This window comes from Paraburkholderia sp. SIMBA_027 (assembly GCF_046535315.1).
Taxonomy (GTDB): domain Bacteria; phylum Pseudomonadota; class Gammaproteobacteria; order Burkholderiales; family Burkholderiaceae; genus Paraburkholderia; species Paraburkholderia tropica.
In genome coordinates, this window is the sequence record NZ_JAWRWY010000008.1 from 18,778 (window position 1) to 36,294 (window position 17,517).

Here is a 17,517-nt window from a genome sequence, read left to right on the forward strand (position 1 = left end):
TTGTCCATGCCCGAGCATGACGACGCAAAAGCGGACGCCAAGGCTAAGGGCGAGGTATCGCAGAGCAGTGGCAAGACCGGCGGGCGCGCCGCGCCGTCGTTTGGCGCGTTCGCGCGCAAGGCGCCGGTTCGCGACAATGCGCGTGCTCAGATGCGTGAAAACGCATCGGAAAGCACCGCCGCGAAAGGCGAAGGTCTGCGCGCCGAATCTGAGGCGAGCTGGCCGGCCGACGCGGTCGAAGTCGGCGCCGTGATCGATGCCTATGGCCTCAAAGGCGGGCTGAAGATCGCGCCGCACGCCGAAGGCGGCCGCGCGCTCATCGCGGCGAAGCGCTGGTGGTTCCTCAAGGGCCGCGAGCGTCCCACGCTGCATTCCGCGGCGCGCGCGAGCGCAAAAGTGCACGGCGACTCGGTCGTCGGGCAACTGAACGCAATCGCCGACCGCGACGCCGCGCTGCAGTTGCGCGGCGCGCGTATCTACGTGAGCCGTGCCGATTTCCCCGCGCCGGAAACCGACGAGTATTACTGGGTCGACCTGATCGGTCTCGACGTCGCCAACGAGGCGGGTGTCGATCTCGGCAAGGTCGCCGGACTCATCGACAACGGCGCACAGTCGGTGTTGCGCGTCGAGTATCCCTTGGCGGGCAAGGACGGCAAGCCTGTCACCGGCGAGCGGCTGATCCCGTTCGTCGGCGTATTTGTGAAGACGGTCGACCTGGCGGCGAAGCGCATCGTCGTCGACTGGGACGCCGATTTTTGATCCTGCTGTGCTGATTCGCTGAACGGAGAGAGCGATGCAGTTCGATGTCGTCACGCTCTTTCCTGAGATGTTTCGCGCGATCACCGACTGGGGTATCACCAGCCGGGCCGCGAAGCAGGAGCGCTATACGCTGCGTACGTGGAATCCGCGCGATTTCACGACCGACAACTACCGCACCATCGACGATCGCCCTTACGGCGGCGGCCCCGGCATGGTCATGCTGGCCAAGCCGCTCGAAGCGGCCATCGGCGCGGCGAAAGCCGCGCAGGCGGAGCAGGGCGCGCGCGAACCGCGCGTGCTGCTGATGTCGCCGCAAGGCAAGCCGCTTACGCACGAGCGCGCTGTGGAGTTCGCCCAGGAATCCGGTTTCGTGATCCTGTGCGGCCGCTACGAAGCGATCGACCAGCGTCTCGTCGACCGTCACGTCGACGAGGAAGTGAGTCTGGGCGACTTCGTGCTGTCCGGCGGCGAACTGCCGGCGATGGCGCTGATGGACGCGGTGGTGCGATTGCTGCCGGGCGTGCTGAACGACGCGCTCTCGGCGGTGCAGGATAGTTTCGTCGACGGTCTGCTCGACTGTCCGCATTACACGCGGCCGGAGGAATACGACGGCGTGCGGGTGCCCGATGTGCTGCTCGGCGGCCATCATGCGGAAATCGAGCAATGGCGCCGCCGCGAATCGCTGCGCAATACGTTTCACAAACGGCCCGATCTGATTGCGCGGGCCCGCAAGAACAAGATGTTGAGCCGTGCCGACGAGGCATGGCTCGCTAGTCTCGCGAAAGGTTCGAGCGAAGCGTAACGCTTCGGGCGAGCAGGGCGCGGGACGCCCAAGGCGGCGCCGCTTCATGCGTGAACGGCGCCAGTTGTGAATCCATCCTCTATCGGGGCCGTGCTGCCGCACTGTGGCGCAGGTACGAACGCCGACAAGATGGCTTACGGAGTCATTCATGAATCTGATCGAAAAGCTCGAACAGGAAGAAATCCAGCGCGTGCTGGGCGAGAAAACCATCCCCGAATTCGCTCCTGGCGATACGGTGATCGTCAACGTGAACGTGGTTGAAGGTAACCGCAAGCGCGTTCAGGCATACGAAGGCGTCGTGATCGCAAAGCGTAACCGCGGTCTGAACTCGGCGTTCATCGTTCGCAAGATCTCGTCGGGCGAAGGCGTCGAGCGTACGTTCCAGACGTACTCGCCGCTGCTGGCCAGCATCGTGGTGAAGCGCCGCGGCGACGTTCGTCGCGCGAAGCTGTACTACCTGCGCAACCTGTCGGGCAAGAAGGCACGTATCAAGGAAAAGCTGGTGTCGAAAGACCGCGCAGCTGCTCCGGCCGAACAGGCGTAAAAGCTGTAAGAAAGAAGCACCCCTCGGGGTGCTTTTTTCTTTTTGGCCGCAAAATACTCTCCTGTGCCCGAACCCCGAGTCAGCCGTTGATCCGTCCAGTATTTGAACCCGAAAGCCTGCCGATCGAATCGACGGGCGCCGATCTGCCTCACATCGCCCCCGATCGGCTCACGCCCGATGGCCTGCGCGCGCGCTTCGAGCAGCGCCTGCCGTGGCAGCCCGAGCCGCAGGAAGCGCGCGTGCTGGAGATCCGCGATCCGCGCGAGGCCGCCGTGCTGATGCCGATCGCGATGCGGCCCTCGGGTCTCACGGTGCTGCTCACGCAGCGCGCCGACAATCTCAGCAATCACGCAGGTCAGGTCAGCTTCCCCGGCGGCAGCCGCGAGCCGTCCGACCCCACGCCGATCGCCGCCGCGTTGCGCGAGGCGCACGAAGAGGTCGATCTCGATCCGGCGCGCGTCGAGGTGCTGGGGGCGTTGCCGGACTACCTCACGGGTACGGGTTTTCGCGTCACGCCCGTGGTGGGCCTCGTGCACGAGCCGTTCACGCTCGCGGCCGACTCGCTCGAAGTGGCGAGCATCTTCGAGGTGCCGCTCGGCTTTCTGATGAACCCCGCGCACCACGAAGTGCGCGTCTGGCGCTGGGAAGGCGGCGAGCGCCGCTTCTTCGCGATGCCGTATCCGCAGCAAGGCGTGCAGCCCGGCGATATACGTGGCGTGGGCGGCACGCATTTCATCTGGGGCGCGACGGCGGGCATGCTGCGCAACTTCTATCGTTTCCTGCTCGCCTGAGGCGAGGTGCGGGGCGCTCGGCGGCCCCTCAAGAACGCCCGCGTTCGTGCCGATAACGTGTTGCTGTTGTGTCTTTGTCGCCAGAGGTTCAGGCACATCTGGCCCTGTGATATCTTTGCAGCACCTTTCCAACACTCGAATCGCACGGCGCGTCGCATGACCTTCTTTTCCGTATTGCTGGCTCTCGTCATCGAACAGGTGCGGGCGCTGTCGCCCAACAACCCGGTCATGGCGCTCGTGCGCCTCAATGCGGAATGGGCCGCCCACGGCTTCGACGCGGGCAAGCAGAAGCACGGCGTGCTCGCCTGGCTCGTGGTCGTGCTGCCGTGGACCCTCGTCACGGCGCTCGTCTACTACGTGCTCTATCACATCAGCTTCGTGCTGGCGTTCCTCTGGAACGTGGTGGTGGTGTACTTCACGCTCGGCTTCCGCCAGTTCAGCCACTATTTCACCGATATCCACCTCGCGCTGAATAACGACGACGTGCCGCGCGCGCGTGAAATCCTCACCGAGTGGACCGGCATCGACGCCGTGGACATGCCCGTGAGCGAGATCGTGCGCCACACGCTGATCCACGCGGTGGTGGCCTCGCATCGTCACGTGTTCGGCGTGTTCTTCTGGTTCCTCGTGCCGATCGGTCCGGCGGGCGCGGTGCTGTATCGCCTCTCCGAATACCTCGCGCGCGAATGGTCGCGTCCGGCCGACGACCGCACGGAAGCGTTCTCGAACTTCGCGCAGCACGTGTTCTTTGTGATCGACTGGATTCCGGCGCGGCTCACGTCGCTGGGCTTCGCGATCGTCGGCAATTTCGAGGACGCCATCTACGCCTGGCGCAACCATGCGAACCAGTGGCCGGACACCAACGAAGGCGTGCTGCTCGCCGCCGGCAGCGGCGCGCTGGGCGCGCGTCTGTCCGGTCCGCTCGCGGAGCAGTCGAGCGTCGACGCCATCGCGCAGCCGGGCGAGGGCGGTCCGTACACAGTCGGCGACGACTGCACGCCGCGCACGCTGCAATCGGCCGTGGGCCTTGTCTGGCGCGCCGTGATCCTGTGGATGATCCTGCTGCTCATGCTGACCATCGCGCTCTGGGTTTGAGCGTGGGCGCTTAGGCTGCTGTCGCCGCAAGCGAATCAACGCGAATAAAAAAGGCCCGTGCAGGTTGCACGGGCCTTTTGCATTTCGTCGCTGGTTGCGCGCCGCTTCAATCGTCGAGCGGATCGCGCTCGCGTCCGCATTGCCAGCAGACCGTGAATTGCGGCTCCAGCGTCTCGCCGCACTGCGCGCAGCGCCACGGCCGCGCGCCCGGCGGCGGCCCGCTGGTGGCGTCGGCGATCAGCTTGCGGGCGAGCGTTTCGTCGCGCTCGTCGACGAGCCAGATCTCCGGCGCGCACTGTTCGGCGGGAATCTCGCCCATCGCGCCGCTCAGATAGCGGTTGTGCAGCTCGCAAGGCACGCCGGCCGTCGCGAGGATGTTCATCCAGTGCTGGGCGATCACCACGTTGGGCGCGCGAACGAGCTTGAGCATGGCTGCCGCGCGGCCTTCAGCGCACGATCTGGCTGATCTCGTGCACGAGCTGCGCGTAGAGCGCGTGACGCTCGGGCGCGACGCGGCCGTCGGCGACCGCTTCGAGCACCGCGCAGCCCGGCTCGTGCAGGTGATGGCAGTTGTAGAAGCGGCAATGCGCGAGCAGCGGCCGGAACTCGGGGAACGCGCGCTCCAGCGTGCCTTCGGTCAGGTGATACAGACCGAACTCCTGAAAACCCGGCGAATCGATCAGCGCGCCGCCGCCAGGCAACTTGTAGAGACGCGTGAACGTCGTGGTATGGCGTCCGCTGTTGAGCGCGGTGGAGATCTCGCGCGTGGCCGCTTCGGCGTCCGGAATCAGCAGATTCACGAGCGTCGATTTGCCCATGCCCGACTGGCCGAGCAGGATCGTCTGATGGCCGTTCAGATGCGCGGAGAGAATCGCATGCGCTTCCTCCGGATGCTGCTTCTCCGAGACTTCGAGCACCGTATAGCCGAGCGCGCGATAGCGCTCCAGTCGCTGGCGCGCGAGCGGCAGCACGGCTTCCAGGTCGATCTTGTTGAGCAGGATGATCGGCGTGAGCCCGTTGGCCTCGGCGGCCACGAGCGCGCGCCCGAGCAGGTCTTCGCTGAAGTGCGGCTCAGTGGCGAGCACGATCAGCAACTGGTCGAGATTCGCCGCGAAGAGCTTCGACTTGAACTGGTCGGAGCGATAGAGCAGATTGCGCCGCTCGCCGATCGCCACGATCACGCCCTGGTCGGCCGACGTCGACTGATAGTCGACGCGGTCGCCCACCGCGACCTCGCTCTTCTTGCCGCGCGGAAAGCACTGGAGCGGCGCGCCGCCGCCGTCGGGCGCGACGAGATAATGGCGGCCGTGTGCCGCGATCACGACGCCGTGCAGCGTGGCCGCCGCGCCGGCCTGTCCCGCCGGCGAGGCGGACGCGCCGGCGGATTTCGAGGCGCGCCGGCTCATGCGTGCGACATCAGGCGATCGATCCGCTGCGAAGCCGGCGGATGCGAGTAGTAAAACGCCGTGTAGAGCGGGTCGGGCGTGAGCGTGGACGCGTTGTCCTCGTAGAGCTTCACGAGCGCGTTGACGAGCTGCTGCGCGTCGGTCTGCGTGGCCGCGAAGGCGTCCGCTTCGAACTCGTGCTTGCGCGAGCTGAGGCTGCCGAGCGGCGTGACGAAGAACAGGAACACCGGCACCGCGATGAAGAACAGCACGAGCGCGAGGCCCTCGTTGCCGCCGAGCAGCGACGGACGCACGCCGAGACCTTCGTAGAACCACACGCGCTGCGTGAGCCAGCCGAGCACGCCGAGCAGCACGAGGCTGATCGCGAAGGTCACGAGCATGCGCTTGATGACATGGCGGCGCTTGAAGTGGCCGAGTTCGTGCGCGAGCACGGCTTCGATCTCGCTGCCCGAGAGGCGCGCGAGCAGCGTGTCGAAGAAGACGATGCGCTTGGCCGCGCCGAAACCCGTGAAATACGCGTTGCCGTGCGCGGAGCGGCGGCTGCCGTCCATCACGAACAGGCCCTTGGCCGCGAAGCCGCAGCGCTGCATCAGCGCTTCGATGCGCGAGCGCAGGGCTTCGTCGCGCAGCGGCTCGAACTTGTTGAAAAGCGGCGCGATGAAGGACGGGTAGAGCACCAGCACGAGCATCTGGAACGCGACCCAGACGACCCACGTCCAGAGCCACCAGAGGCTGCCCGCCTGCTTCATGAGCCAGAGCACCACGAACAGCAGCGGAATGCCGAACAGCGCGCCGATCACGAGACCCTTGATGCGGTCCGCGAAGAAAATGCGCCGCGTCATGCGGTTGAAGCCGAAACGCTCCTCGACCACGAACTGGCGGTAGTAATCGAGCGGCAGTTCGATCAGACCGCTGACCGCGAGCACGGCGCCGACCAGCGCGATCTGGCCGACGTAGTCGCGCCCGAGCCAGTCCGAAATGCCAAGGTCGATGGCCTGCACGCCGCCGAGCAGCGTGAGCGCGATCAGCACGACGGTGGACAGCACGATCTCGACCATGCCGAGGCGCGTGCGCGCGACGGTGTAGTCGGCGGCGCGCTGATGGGCCGCGAGCGGGATGGTGGCCGCGAACTGCGCGGGCACCGCGTCGCGATGCGCGGCGACGAAGCGGACCTGCCGCGAGGCGAGCCAGAGTTTGGTCGCGACCATGGCCAGAACGGCGGCCACGAAAAGAATGCTGAAGGCCAGCGCGGGGGAGAGATTAGGCATCCGGGAAGTCCGTGGTATCTATGCGACAATTATATGTTCTCGTCGGCCCGGCCATCGCATCTCGCGATGGCGTCGCGCGCGCGGCGTCCCCATCGTGTTTCAGCGTTCCAGGTTCTCTTCCATGACTGACATCAATTCTGCCGATCCGGCGGGCCAGGCGACTCCGGCAATGGAGCGCACCGACATGAACCTGATCTGGCTCGACATGGAAATGACGGGGCTCGACCCCGATAACGACCGCATCATCGAAATCGCGGTGGTCGTGACCAATTCCACGCTCGACAAGATCGTCGAAGGCCCCGTGCTGGCGATCCACCAGCCCGAAGCCGTGCTCGACCGCATGGACGAGTGGAACCGCAACACGCACGGCCGCTCGGGCCTGACCGAGCGCGTGCGCGCCTCGACGGTGACCGAGGAAAGCGCGACCGAGGAAATCCTCGCGTTTCTCTCGCAGTACGTGCCGCCGGGCAAGTCGCCGATGTGCGGCAACTCGATCTGCCAGGACCGCCGCTTCATGGCGCGCTGGATGCCCACGCTCGAGCGCTTCTTCCACTATCGCAACCTCGACGTCAGCACGCTCAAGGAACTGTGCCGCCGCTGGCAGCCCGCGATCTACAAGGGTTTCCAGAAGCGCGCGATGCACACGGCGCTGGCCGACATCCACGAGTCGATCGACGAACTCAAATACTACCGCGAGCATTTCCTGATTCCGGCGGCCAACGTGCCGGCGGACGCGCAGGCGGCGAAGTAAGCGGCGAAGTAAGCGGCGCGCGGACCGGTGAATCGGTGAATAGATAAAACGGCGCCCTCGGGCGCCGTTTTGCTTGCAGGCGTGTTGCGGCTCGAATGGATCAAGCGCGCGGCGGACGCTGCGCGTTCTTCGGACGGAACGCCGCCACGACGTTTGGATCGGTTTCGATATACGGGCCCCCGATCAGGTCGATGCAATACGGCACCGCCGCGAAAATGCCCGGCACCTTCACGGCGCCGTCGGCGTCGCGCAGGCCTTCGAGCGTTTCCTTGATCGACTTCGGCTGGCCCGGCAGATTGACGATGAGCGCCGCGTGATCGTCGGTTTCGCGGATCACGGCGACCTGGCGCGACAGAATCGCCGTCGGCACGAAATTCAGGCTGATCTGGCGCATCTGCTCGCCGAAGCCGGGCATTTCCTTCGTGGCGACCGCGAGCGTGGCCTCGGGCGTCACGTCGCGGCGCGCGGGGCCGGTGCCGCCCGTGGTCAGCACGAGGTCGCAGCCGAGGCCGTCGACGAGCGCCGTGAGCGTGGCCGAGATGGTGGCCGCGTCGTCGTGGATCAGGCGCGTTTCGGCGCGCCACGGCGATTTGAGCACGGCGCCCAGCCATTCCATCAGCGACGGAATGCCTTTGTCCTCGTAGACGCCCGCGGTCGCGCGGTCGCTGACCGACACGAGGCCGATCACGAGTTCATCGGGATGGCTGCGCTCAGGCTTCGTCATCGTCGCGGTCCTCGTCGGCGCGCGCGTTGCCGGTCTGGTCATGATCGTCGCCGTCGTCGGCCTGGGCGCTCGCGTCCTTGATCCACTGGAACAGCTCGCGGAAGTACTTGGGCGGCTTGGCCTGCTGCTGCTCGCGGCGGACGTTGCGGATCAGCGTGCGGCCTTCCTGCGGGTCGGCGGCAGGATGCTGGCGGATGAATTCGGTCAGCGCGGCGTCGTCGGCGAGCAGTTTTTCGCGGGTGCGCTCGATCCAGTGCAGGCGCGCCGTGGCAGCCTTGTTCACGCCGCGGTACTCGTCGAAGGCGGTGCGCAGCGCGGCGACTTCGTCCTCGCGCAGGCCGCGCATCATGCGGCCCACGTACTGAAGCTGGCGGCGCTTGCCTTCGTGGTCGGTGATGCGGCGCGCCTCGTGGACGGCATCCGCGAGATCTTCCGTCATCGGCATGCGCTTGAGCGCGTCTTTCGGCAGCTCGACGAGCGCCGTGCCCAGTTCCTGCAGCGCGGTCATTTCACGCTTGAGCTGCGATTTACTGGGGCGATCGTAGCCGTTGTCGTCCTCTTCGGCGACAGCGTCGTTCATCGGTTGAATGCGGGTTTTGCGTTTCATGGGGCGTATTGTAGCGCGCGCGGGGGGGCGCATCGGACGGATGGGCCGCACGCGCGCCGGCGCGTCCGTGCGCGAGCCGCGAGACGGTGCGCGTCGGCAGCCGCCCGTGGTGCTGGGTGCGCGTTCGCATACCTTGCTATGATCGCGGAATGCGCCTGAAGCAAGGGCGCCTGATGCGACACCTCCGACACACGACAAGCGGGCCGCCTGGCCCGAAACCGGACCGTAACGACAATGGCAGCAGACATCGAAGCCCGGCAACGTTTTTTCCCGCACACCCAGGACGAACTCAAGGAAATCGCGTCGGACATTCTCCGGCACGCGAAGACGCTCGGCGCGAGCGACGCGGCGACCGAGATCTCCGAAGGCGACGGCCTGTCGGTTTCCGTGCGGCGCGGCGAAGTCGAAACCATCGAGCATAACCGCGACAAGTCGGTCGGCGTGACCGTCTACATCGGCAACAAGCGCGGCAACGCGAGCACCTCGGACTTCTCCGCGCAGGCGCTCAAGGACACCGTGGCGGCCGCGTACAACATCGCGCGCTTCACCGCCGACGACGACTGCGCGGGCCTCGCCGAGCGCGAGCTGCTGGAAACCGCGCCGCGCGACCTCGACCTCTATCATCCGTGGAGCATCACCGCCGACGAGGCGGTCGAAATCGCGCGCCGCGCCGAAGACGCCGCGTTCGCCACCGACCCGCGCGTGACCAACTCGGAAGGCGCGAGCGTCTCCGCGCAGCATTCGCAGTTCGTGCTGGCCACCTCGGGCGGCTTCATTCACGGTTATCCGTATTCGCGCCACTACGTCGCGTGCGCGCCCATCGCGGGCTCGGGCCGCAGCATGCAGCGCGACGACTGGTACACCTCGCGCCGCAGCGCGAGCGAGCTGGCCTCGCCCGAAGCGGTGGGCCGCTACGCCGCCGAGCGCGCGCTGTCGCGCCTGAACGCGCGCGGTCTGGACACGCGCAAGGTGCCGGTGCTGTTCGAGGCGCCGCTGGCGGCGGGTCTGCTCGGCGCGTTCGTGCAGGCCGTGAGCGGCGGCGCGCTGTATCGCAAGACCTCGTTCCTCGTCGACAGCCTGGGCAAGCCGGTGTTCGCGCCGCACATCCAGGTCGTCGAAGATCCGCACGTGCCGCGCGCCGCGGGCAGCGCGCCGTTCGACGAAGAAGGCGTGCGCACGCAGCGCCGCGAAGTCGTCAAGGACGGCGTGGTGCAAGGCTATTTCCTCTCGTCGTATTCGGCGCGCAAGCTGGGCATGCAGACCACCGGCAACGCGGGCGGCTCGCACAACCTGCAACTGCAAAGTTCGCTGACGAACCCCGAGGACGACTTCGAAGCCATGCTGAAGAAGCTCGGCACGGGTCTGCTGCTGACCGAGCTGATGGGGCAGGGCGTGAACTTCGTGACGGGCGACTATTCGCGCGGCGCGTCGGGTTTCTGGGTCGAGAACGGCAAGATCCAGTATCCGGTCGAGGAAATCACCGTGGCGTCGACGTTGCAGGAAATGTTCCGCCACATCGTCGCGGTGGGCGCGGATACGCTCGCGCGCGGCACGCGTCAGACCGGCTCGGTGCTGATCGAGCGCATGACGGTGGCGGGGCAGTAAGCGCGCGTTTCAGACGCTCGAATGAAAAACGGCACACCTGAGCGTGCCGTTTTTTTTGGGGCGGCCGCGTTGCGCGCGTCCTTCAATCGCGCCGCTCGTACGTCACGAACGCGAAATCGAAGTCGTTGGGCGGATTCGCGTGCAACGTGTCGCGCGCGGTTTCCTGCCACTGATCCGGATCGGGCGCGGGGAAGTGCGCGTCGCCTTCGAAGTCGGCGGCGATCTCGGTGACGATCAGCTTGTGCGCGAGCGCGATGCCTTCCGCATAGAGCTGCGCGCCGCCGATCAGGAACGCCTCGGGCGCCTGATCCTGCGCGGCGAGCGCGAGCGCTTCTTCGAGGCTCGTGGCCGTGTCGCAGCCCGGAAAGCGCTTCGTGGCGTCGCGCGTCACGACGATGTTGCGACGGCCCGGCAGCGCGCGGCCGATCGATTCATGCGTCTTGCGGCCCATGACGATGGGCGCGCCCATCGTCGTGCGCTTGAAGAAGGCGAGGTCTTCGGGCAGGCGCCAGGGCAACTCGTTGTTGCGGCCGATCACGCCGTTGCGGGCGCGAGCGACGATCAGGGTGAGCGTCGTCATCGTGAGTCGAAGTGCAAAAGGTTTGAAAGGTCAACCGCTTCGATTCTACCCGACGCCGTGCGCCCACCCGCCGGCCTCGCGACGCGACGCTTCCGCGCCGAGCCTGCGTGCGTCCCGCGCCGATCTCACTCCGGATCGGCGGGCGCGGCCTCCGGCTGGTTCTCCGCCTCGCCGCCGAAGATCGTCTTCTCGTCGCGCAAGCCGTGCGTGCCCATGAGCCGGTACAGCGTCACGCGCGAAATGCCGAGATCGGTGGCCGCTTCGTTCAGGCGATGCCGATGGCGCAGCAGGGCCGCTTCGATCGCGCGCTTCTCGGCGGCTACGCGCGCGGCCGCGAGCGTGATCGTTTCCTGCTCGGAGAACTGGCCGAGATCGAGATCGTCGGCGGAAATGAGCTTGCTCTCCGCCATCACGATCGCGCGGCGCACGCGGTTGATCAGTTCGCGCACGTTGCCGGGCCAGTTGTAGTTGTACATGGCCTCGATCGCGTCGGGCGTGAAGCCGCGAATGCGCCGCGCGCTGTCCTGCTTGAACTTGTGCAGCACGTGATGGGCGAGGATCTCGATGTCCTTGCCGCGCGCGCGCAGCGGCGGTTCGTCGACGCGCAGCACGCACAGGCGGTGGAACAGGTCCGCGCGGAAGCGTCCGTCGCGCATCGCGGCTTCGAGATCGACGTGGGTCGCCGAAATGATGCGCACGTCGACGGGAATCTGCTCGCGGCCGCCGAGGCGCTCGATCTTGCCTTCCTGGAGAAAGCGCAGCAGGCTCGCCTGGCTTTCGAGCGGCAGATCGCCGATTTCGTCGAGAAAGAGCGTGCCGCCGTTGGCCGCTTCCACGCGGCCGATCTTGCGCTGGTTCGCGCCCGTGAACGCGCCGCGCTCGTAGCCGAATAGTTCGGATTGCAGAAGATGATGCGGGATCGCGCCGCAGTTGATCGGCACGAACGGCGCCTTGCGCCGCGGCGAGCGCTCGTGAATCGCGAGCGCCGTAAGTTCCTTGCCGGTGCCCGATTCGCCCGAGATGAACACGGTCGCGTCGGTGTTCGCCACTTTGCGGATCGTGCGGAAAAGCTGCTGCATCGCTTCGCAGGTGCCGACCATCTCGTCTTCGTCCTGGCTCGCGGCGGCGGCCGCGGCGGGCGTTTCGTCGAGGTCGCACAGCGTGACCATGCCGAAGGCGTGTCCCACGAGATAGTCGAGCGTCGCGTGCGCGACCGGCAGATGCACGTAGTCGAAGCAGTAGTGGCGGATCAGGCGGCGCACGTCGCGGTCGGTGAGACGCTGCGCGTCGGTGAGCGCGATCCAGCCGACCTGCTGCAGGCTCAGCGCCGCTTCGAGTCCGGCGATGTCGCGCGGCGCGAAGCCGGTCAGATCGACGATGCCGGCGCAGGCGGGTTCGGCCTTCACGAGGCGCGCGGCCTCGTGCGCGGTCTTCGCCGTGGCGATCTGCCAGCCGCGGCTTTTCAGGTGCGCGCTCAACTGCGTGTCGGGCGTGCGCGCGACGTACAGCAGCACGCGCTCCAGCCCGGCCACCGGTCGTGCGTCGCTCGCGCGCGCCGCGGCCATGCCGGACGTCGCGACATCCGGCGTCGCGGCGCCCGGCGCGGCCACGTCCGACGCCGACTTGTCCGGCTTCGCGGCGACGGAGGGTTGGGGGACGGACGCCACCGCGAGCCGCTGGCTCATGCCAACGAAAGGTGTCACGGTGGCGCTCAGATGTGAGGGTTCGCGCACGATCGGCCTCGCGTTCATCAGAAGGTGTAGGGGAACCGCACGCCGACGACGAAGTTCGGCGCGTCGGGCGTGAGGCCCACCGACACCGCGCCGTTGATCGTCAGGTGCTTGTTGACCACGTGATTCAGGCCGAAGTTGAGCACCGAGGCGGTCGTCTCGCTGCCCGGCACGCCGGTCCAGCTGCCGCCGGGCGACTTGGTCTTCGACTGAGGCTCGATCGCCATCGTGTAGGAGATGCTGGCCGAATCCTTGTCGGAGAACGCGAGCGCGACACCGCCGCCGAACTGGATGATGTCGCCAAGCTTCACGTCGGCCGGCTGCGTCTGCCCGACCACGGACGAGATGTCGGCGAACGAGCGCGAGATGTTGTACGTGTACGAAATGCTGCCGAACAGCACGACCGGATCGTAGGTCTTGAGCACCGAGAGCCCGGCCGTGACGTTCCAGAAACCCGTGCCGGTGGGCAGCTTGCTCGGCGCGACGAGGTTGGTGTTGTCGGGCGTGAGCTGCTGCACCTTGATGCCGAACGGCGAGGTGCCGGTGGGCGTCTTGACGCGCAGGCTGCCGACCACGTCGGGCAGGTTGTTGGTTTCCTTCAGGAACTGGTAGTAGACCCCGAAGTTCACGTCGCCGATCGCGTTGGAATTCACCGACGCATCGGAGAGCGTGCTCGCCGCGCCGCCCGCACCGCCCACGACGAAGCTGCTGTGGCGATAGATGTACGGCACGTCCACGTCGATGCTCATGCGGTCGGTCAGGCCGTAGCGCACGTCCAGATCGGCCATCACCTGGTGCGATTTGGTCTCGCCGAGGTTGATGTTGCCGAGGAAGATCGCATCGAGCGCGAGGAAGCCCGAAAGCTGAAGCTGACGGCGGTCGTAGTAGGTGTCGCTGATACCCCAGTCGAGCGTGAGCTTGTGGTCGAACAGCGGCGCATGCTCGCGTTCGACAACGGCCTGCTCGGCCTGCGTGCGCGTGGGCTGCGCTTCCTTCTGCGTTTCCCCCACGGTCGGATTCACGCCGACCGGCGCGCCTTGCTGCGGACCGCTCGCGGCGGAGGCGCCCGTCGCGCCGCCGCTCGTACCGGCGTCGGGCGAGGGCGGATTCACGGGCACGCCGGTCGCGGTACCGGTCAGCGCGCCAGGCGCGTTGGCGCCGGGCAGGGCCTGGGCAAGCGGCGGCAGCGGCACCGGCAGTCCGTCGGCGCCGGGCTGCTCGGCGATGGCGGCGCCGTCGGGCGCACCGGCGCCCGGCAGACCGCGTCCGCGCTGCGCCATTTCGAGGTTGGTGACCTGACGCTCGAGCGACTGGATCTGACGCTGCTGCTCGTCGACGACGCGCATGAGCGTGTTGAGCCGGTCTTCGACCGACTGGCCTTGCAGTGCTTGCGCGTTGGCGGTTTGCGCGAGCGAGAAAATCAGGACTGCTGCTGGAATGGCGGCCAGCGAAAAACGCGGCAGCGCCGTCTTGGACATCATGTTCATTGTTCTTCCCCCGGATCGAAAGCGGGCGCTTGACGAAACCCCCTGGTTTCGCACCTGCGCACGTCGATGCACTTTCCCGATGCTTCTGCGCGGGGCCTTCGCCCGCGTTGTTGTGTCTCCTTGCTGGTCTCCTCGCCCGGACCGTCGTTGGCGGATGACGGTCCGGCGTTTTCCGTTGCTGGTCAGTCGTTGGCGGTCATGGTCGGTGCTCGTTGCGGCTTCTCGTTCTTGAGTCTTGTTCTTGCTGCCTGCTTCGCGTTCGTTGTTGGCGTGGTTGGCCTGGTTTGCGTTATCCGTCGGCGCGGCCGCGTGGCTCCGTTGTCAGCGGATGTTGCGCAGCGCCTGAAGCACGCCGGTCTGCCGGATCATCTGCGCGCTCATCGGCTGCGTCTGCAGATTGAGCTGCAACTGATTGGCGACCTGCTGGTTATTGCCCGCGACCTGCAACAACTGGGCGATCGCGCCGGCCTGTTGCGCGCCGCTCGGGACGATGTTCTGCGTCGCGATCCCCGCGGGCGTCTGCAGCGTCACGTTGATGCCGTTGCTGCCGAACGCGATGCCGGCGCGAATCGTGCCGTTCGCGTTCTGCGCCGAGGCGCTCGACTGGTTCATGCCCGCCGTGCCGGCGAGCAGCGAACCGGCACTTCCGAAGTCGATGGTCGCGCCGTTGACGCCCACGTTGCTGTTGCCGGCGACCTGGGTGATCTGCGAGACGCCGTTGACCGTGACGTTCTGGCCGCCCGTGGCCGACGCGTTGGGCGACGCGCCGCTGTTGCCTACCGTGGTGCCGGTCGGATCGTTCACTTTCGCGAGGCTCTGCACGGTCGCGCTCAACTGGTTGGCGGCGTTTTGCGCGACGGTGAGCGAGCCCTGCGCCACGGCCGTTGCGCCGTTCGGCAACTGCCATTGCGAGAGCACGCTGAGGACGAACCCGGAGATCATGTTGCTGCCGGCGTACTTGCCGGTCTGGTGCGCGAGCACGTCGTCGCCGACGGGTTCGCAGCGAACAGGCTGGGCATCGGCGCCGCCTGCCGACAGGAACGCAGGCGCACCGGCCTGGGTCGCTGCAAGGCTTTCGGCCGCCGATGCACCGCTCGCATAAGCGCAGGCGAGCGCGCAGATGCCTGCCGCGATGCCACACTGGGAGAGGTTGCGTTTCATGACTCTTGTCTACGTCAGAACATGACGGCCTTGTCGAGGCCGTATTCGAAGAAGGGCGTCGCGGCCGTGCCGTTGAGCAGGGCGTTTTCGCGCAGCTTCAGCGCCAGCGACTCGTTGTTCTGCAACAGCGGAGAGTCCTCCAGGAACGGTTTGCCGAGCACGGCGAAGACGAGGCCATTCCACGTCTTCGCGAAGTCGTCTTCGACAAGGATGCGATTGCCGAGTGCGGGATCGGCGATGAACACGCGGCCGTTTTCGGCGTGCTTGACGATCACGAAGTGCTCGTAACCGTCGATGTTCATCAGCACGAGCACGGGAATCTGCAGGTGATAGAGCGCGTCGGTGTTGACGCGGAAGCCTCGCCCGCGCAGTCCGATCGTCTCGACGAACTTCTTCATGTCGAGCATGGAGAAGCCGTTCTTGACGACCACGTCGGGCGTGGAGAAGACCATCATGCGACGAATCATTTCGGGTTCCGGAATATCGATTCCGTAGCCGTATTTGAGCAGTGTCGCGAGTGCGGCCGCACCACAGCTGTAGTCGTATTGCTGATTGACGATGCTGGAGTAGCGGATGTCCTTCATCGACCGCACGTGCATCTTCACCGGCACGCCCGCGAGATGCGTGGCGTCGATGCTCGATTGCGCGCGGCAAGGCGTGAGAGCCGCGGTGACGGCGAGCGTCAGCGCGACAAGGCACAGCCTGGACGCCGGGGACGACAAAGGCCCGGACATGGTGGTCTCCTGCTGTTGAACGCGCCGGCCGGCGTTGCAGTGGCCGGCGCGTGCACTACCCCCTTGGGTACGACTTATTTGCCGACGACCGGCACGCTCATGGCCGCGATGGCGAGGCCGTTGTGCTGGACGTTGCCGACGCCGCCGGCGATGTTCACGCCGATGTTGCCGGTTGCGTTGGCGAGCGCGCCTGCACCCAGCATTGCCGTACCCGCGAAGCTGCCCTGGAAGGACGTATTGGCGGTCTGGCTGGTCTGGTCGGTCGCGATCATCGCGTACGAAGCGTTGCTGCCGCTCGTCGTGGTCGAGGCTGCCAGGCTGTTGTTCTGCGCGTTGCCGACACCCGATGCCACGTTCACGCCGATGTTGCCGGTGGCGTTAGCCAGAGCGTTGTTGCCGACGCTGGCGTTGAGCATGTAGTTGTTGACCTTCACGTTGCCGCCGGACGACTGCGTGTTGAAGATCTGCGCATTGCCGAACACATTGCCCGCGTCGACGGCGGCGAGCGAGGCGTCGTTGCTTTGCGCGTTGTTCACGCCTTCGGCGATATTCACGCCGATGTTGCCCGAAGCGCCCTTGGCTGCGCCGTCACCGGTCGTGGCCGTCAGCGTGTTGGCCGGCTGGTTGTTGTAGTGCTGCGTGATCGAGCCCGTCACCGTCACGTCGGTCGTGGCGAGCGAAGCATCGATGCCCCACTTGACCGCGGCGCCTTCGTTAGTCTTCGACGACGACATTTCGTAGCTCGACTCCTGCGCGCCCACCGCTGCGTAGCCCGATCCCTGGGAAGCCTGATAGCCCCAGCTCTTGCCCTGGCCCGAACCTTGGGTGCCTTCGAAGTAGCCGGCGACGCCCGAGCCCTTGGCATAGCTCGATTCCTTGTAGCCGGCCGAGAAGCCGCCTTGTGCGTGGAAGGCGTCGTAGCCCGAGTGCGGGCCGTTGTGCGCGACGTAGCTCAGCGAGCCGCCAGCCTGGCCGCCGGCGGAGATATGGCCGCCCTGGCTCTGGTTCTGGTTGTAGAAGTAGCCGCCGATGCCGGAGCTTTGCTGGCTGTATTCATAGCCGCCGCCCTGAACGTGGCTGCTCTGCTGGCCGTAGACGTAGCCGGCCGAAGCCTGATAGCCCGCAGCGGACGTCTGCTTCGACGAGCTCCACGTCGAGGCGTTGTAGAAGGCCGAGCCGCCGCCCTTGACCGAGGTGTACGAGTTGTTGAAGCGCGTCGTGACCGAGCCGCTCGTGTAGTTCGAGGGGTTCGGGCTCATTCTGATGTTGTTCGACGTGACGGTCTGGTTGTTGTTGACCACGGCGCCGGCCGTGCTGCTGACGTCCACGCAGCCGAACAGCGTGACCCAGCCTTCGATGCCCACGCGTTCGCCGACGATGGTGGCATTGAAGATGTACGGATCTTTCGGGCTGGCGAGGGCGCTACCGGAAACGGCGGCGAGGACTGCTGCAGCGATGAGAGTGCGCTTCATG

Annotated in this window: 18 protein-coding genes; 7 read left to right on the forward strand and 11 right to left on the reverse strand. The window is 66.4% G+C overall.

Annotated features, from left to right (window positions below):
* Nucleotides 1–6 precede the first annotated feature (6 nt).
* The 5 genes from rimM to SB764_RS16365 all read left to right on the forward strand — a co-directional run bounded on the left by rimM (nucleotide 7) and on the right by SB764_RS16365 (nucleotide 3,991).
* Nucleotides 7–759, forward strand: a complete 753-nt coding sequence (rimM, locus tag SB764_RS16345) for a ribosome maturation factor RimM (protein ID WP_410864082.1) — start codon at nucleotides 7–9, stop codon at nucleotides 757–759.
* 34 nt (nucleotides 760–793) lie between these two features.
* Nucleotides 794–1,561, forward strand: coding sequence for a tRNA (guanosine(37)-N1)-methyltransferase TrmD (gene trmD / locus SB764_RS16350; RefSeq protein WP_074983877.1), 768 nt, complete (start codon nucleotides 794–796; stop codon nucleotides 1,559–1,561).
* Nucleotides 1,562–1,709: 148 nt separating this feature from the next.
* Nucleotides 1,710–2,105, forward strand: a complete 396-nt coding sequence (gene rplS / locus SB764_RS16355; protein WP_065061261.1) for a 50S ribosomal protein L19 — start codon at nucleotides 1,710–1,712, stop codon at nucleotides 2,103–2,105.
* A gap of 86 nt (nucleotides 2,106–2,191) precedes the next feature.
* Nucleotides 2,192–2,896: a CoA pyrophosphatase gene (locus tag SB764_RS16360; RefSeq protein ID WP_183714550.1), complete on the forward strand. Its 705-nt coding sequence runs from the start codon at nucleotides 2,192–2,194 to the stop codon at nucleotides 2,894–2,896.
* Nucleotides 2,897–3,052: 156 nt separating this feature from the next.
* The gene (locus SB764_RS16365; RefSeq protein ID WP_065061263.1) at nucleotides 3,053–3,991 is read left to right on the forward strand and encodes a CobD/CbiB family protein; all 939 of its coding nucleotides are present in this window, start codon (nucleotides 3,053–3,055) and stop codon (nucleotides 3,989–3,991) included.
* A gap of 106 nt (nucleotides 3,992–4,097) precedes the next feature.
* Here the strand turns inward: SB764_RS16365 and SB764_RS16370 are convergent, their stop codons facing one another.
* From SB764_RS16370 to SB764_RS16380, 3 genes are read right to left on the reverse strand one after another with little or no spacing between them, the layout of a single operon-like run.
* On the reverse strand, nucleotides 4,098–4,421 hold the full coding sequence (locus tag SB764_RS16370) for a DUF2007 domain-containing protein (RefSeq protein WP_065061264.1): 324 nt from the start codon (nucleotides 4,419–4,421) through the stop codon (nucleotides 4,098–4,100).
* 16 nt (nucleotides 4,422–4,437) lie between these two features.
* Nucleotides 4,438–5,397 (reverse strand): ribosome small subunit-dependent GTPase A, encoded by a 960-nt coding sequence (gene rsgA / locus SB764_RS16375; RefSeq protein WP_065061265.1) that lies wholly within the window; start codon nucleotides 5,395–5,397, stop codon nucleotides 4,438–4,440.
* The gene (locus SB764_RS16380; RefSeq protein WP_065061266.1) at nucleotides 5,394–6,665 is read right to left on the reverse strand and encodes a M48 family metallopeptidase; all 1,272 of its coding nucleotides are present in this window, start codon (nucleotides 6,663–6,665) and stop codon (nucleotides 5,394–5,396) included. Before SB764_RS16380 ends, rsgA begins: the two co-directional genes overlap by 4 nt.
* A gap of 121 nt (nucleotides 6,666–6,786) precedes the next feature.
* Between SB764_RS16380 and orn the strand changes: the two genes are divergently transcribed.
* The gene (gene orn, locus SB764_RS16385) at nucleotides 6,787–7,416 is read left to right on the forward strand and encodes an oligoribonuclease (RefSeq protein WP_065061267.1); all 630 of its coding nucleotides are present in this window, start codon (nucleotides 6,787–6,789) and stop codon (nucleotides 7,414–7,416) included.
* A gap of 100 nt (nucleotides 7,417–7,516) precedes the next feature.
* Here orn and mog read toward each other — a convergent pair whose 3' ends face one another.
* Together mog and yjgA are read right to left on the reverse strand one after the other, a co-directional pair.
* Entirely contained in the window at nucleotides 7,517–8,140 is a 624-nt protein-coding gene (mog, locus tag SB764_RS16390) for a molybdopterin adenylyltransferase (RefSeq protein ID WP_065061268.1), read from the reverse strand.
* Nucleotides 8,127–8,747, reverse strand: coding sequence for a ribosome biogenesis factor YjgA (yjgA, locus tag SB764_RS16395; protein ID WP_074983868.1), 621 nt, complete (start codon nucleotides 8,745–8,747; stop codon nucleotides 8,127–8,129). Before yjgA ends, mog begins: the two co-directional genes overlap by 14 nt.
* A 234-nt stretch (nucleotides 8,748–8,981) precedes the next feature.
* Between yjgA and pmbA the strand changes: the two genes are divergently transcribed.
* Complete coding sequence (gene pmbA, locus SB764_RS16400; RefSeq protein WP_065061270.1) at nucleotides 8,982–10,352, forward strand: metalloprotease PmbA; 1,371 nt, start codon at nucleotides 8,982–8,984, stop codon at nucleotides 10,350–10,352.
* A gap of 82 nt (nucleotides 10,353–10,434) precedes the next feature.
* On the opposite strand, the gene SB764_RS16405 is transcribed toward pmbA, so the two are convergent.
* The 6 genes from SB764_RS16405 to SB764_RS16430 all read right to left on the reverse strand — a co-directional run bounded on the left by SB764_RS16405 (nucleotide 10,435) and on the right by SB764_RS16430 (nucleotide 17,516).
* Complete coding sequence (locus SB764_RS16405) at nucleotides 10,435–10,932, reverse strand: dihydrofolate reductase (protein WP_065061271.1); 498 nt, start codon at nucleotides 10,930–10,932, stop codon at nucleotides 10,435–10,437.
* Between the two features lie 125 nt (nucleotides 10,933–11,057).
* Nucleotides 11,058–12,683, reverse strand: coding sequence for a sigma 54-interacting transcriptional regulator (locus SB764_RS16410; RefSeq protein WP_376701107.1), 1,626 nt, complete (start codon nucleotides 12,681–12,683; stop codon nucleotides 11,058–11,060).
* A complete protein-coding gene (locus tag SB764_RS16415) occupies nucleotides 12,683–14,149 on the reverse strand; it encodes a hypothetical protein (protein WP_080180354.1) in 1,467 nt (488 codons plus the stop codon). Before SB764_RS16415 ends, SB764_RS16410 begins: the two co-directional genes overlap by 1 nt.
* Before the next feature lie 321 nt (nucleotides 14,150–14,470).
* Nucleotides 14,471–15,310 (reverse strand): peptidase C39, encoded by an 840-nt coding sequence (locus SB764_RS16420; RefSeq protein ID WP_065061272.1) that lies wholly within the window; start codon nucleotides 15,308–15,310, stop codon nucleotides 14,471–14,473.
* A gap of 14 nt (nucleotides 15,311–15,324) precedes the next feature.
* A complete protein-coding gene (locus SB764_RS16425) occupies nucleotides 15,325–16,044 on the reverse strand; it encodes a C39 family peptidase (RefSeq protein WP_065061273.1) in 720 nt (239 codons plus the stop codon).
* A gap of 74 nt (nucleotides 16,045–16,118) precedes the next feature.
* On the reverse strand, nucleotides 16,119–17,516 hold the full coding sequence (locus SB764_RS16430; protein ID WP_065061398.1) for a hypothetical protein: 1,398 nt from the start codon (nucleotides 17,514–17,516) through the stop codon (nucleotides 16,119–16,121).
* Between the last annotated feature and the right edge of the window lies 1 nt (nucleotide 17,517).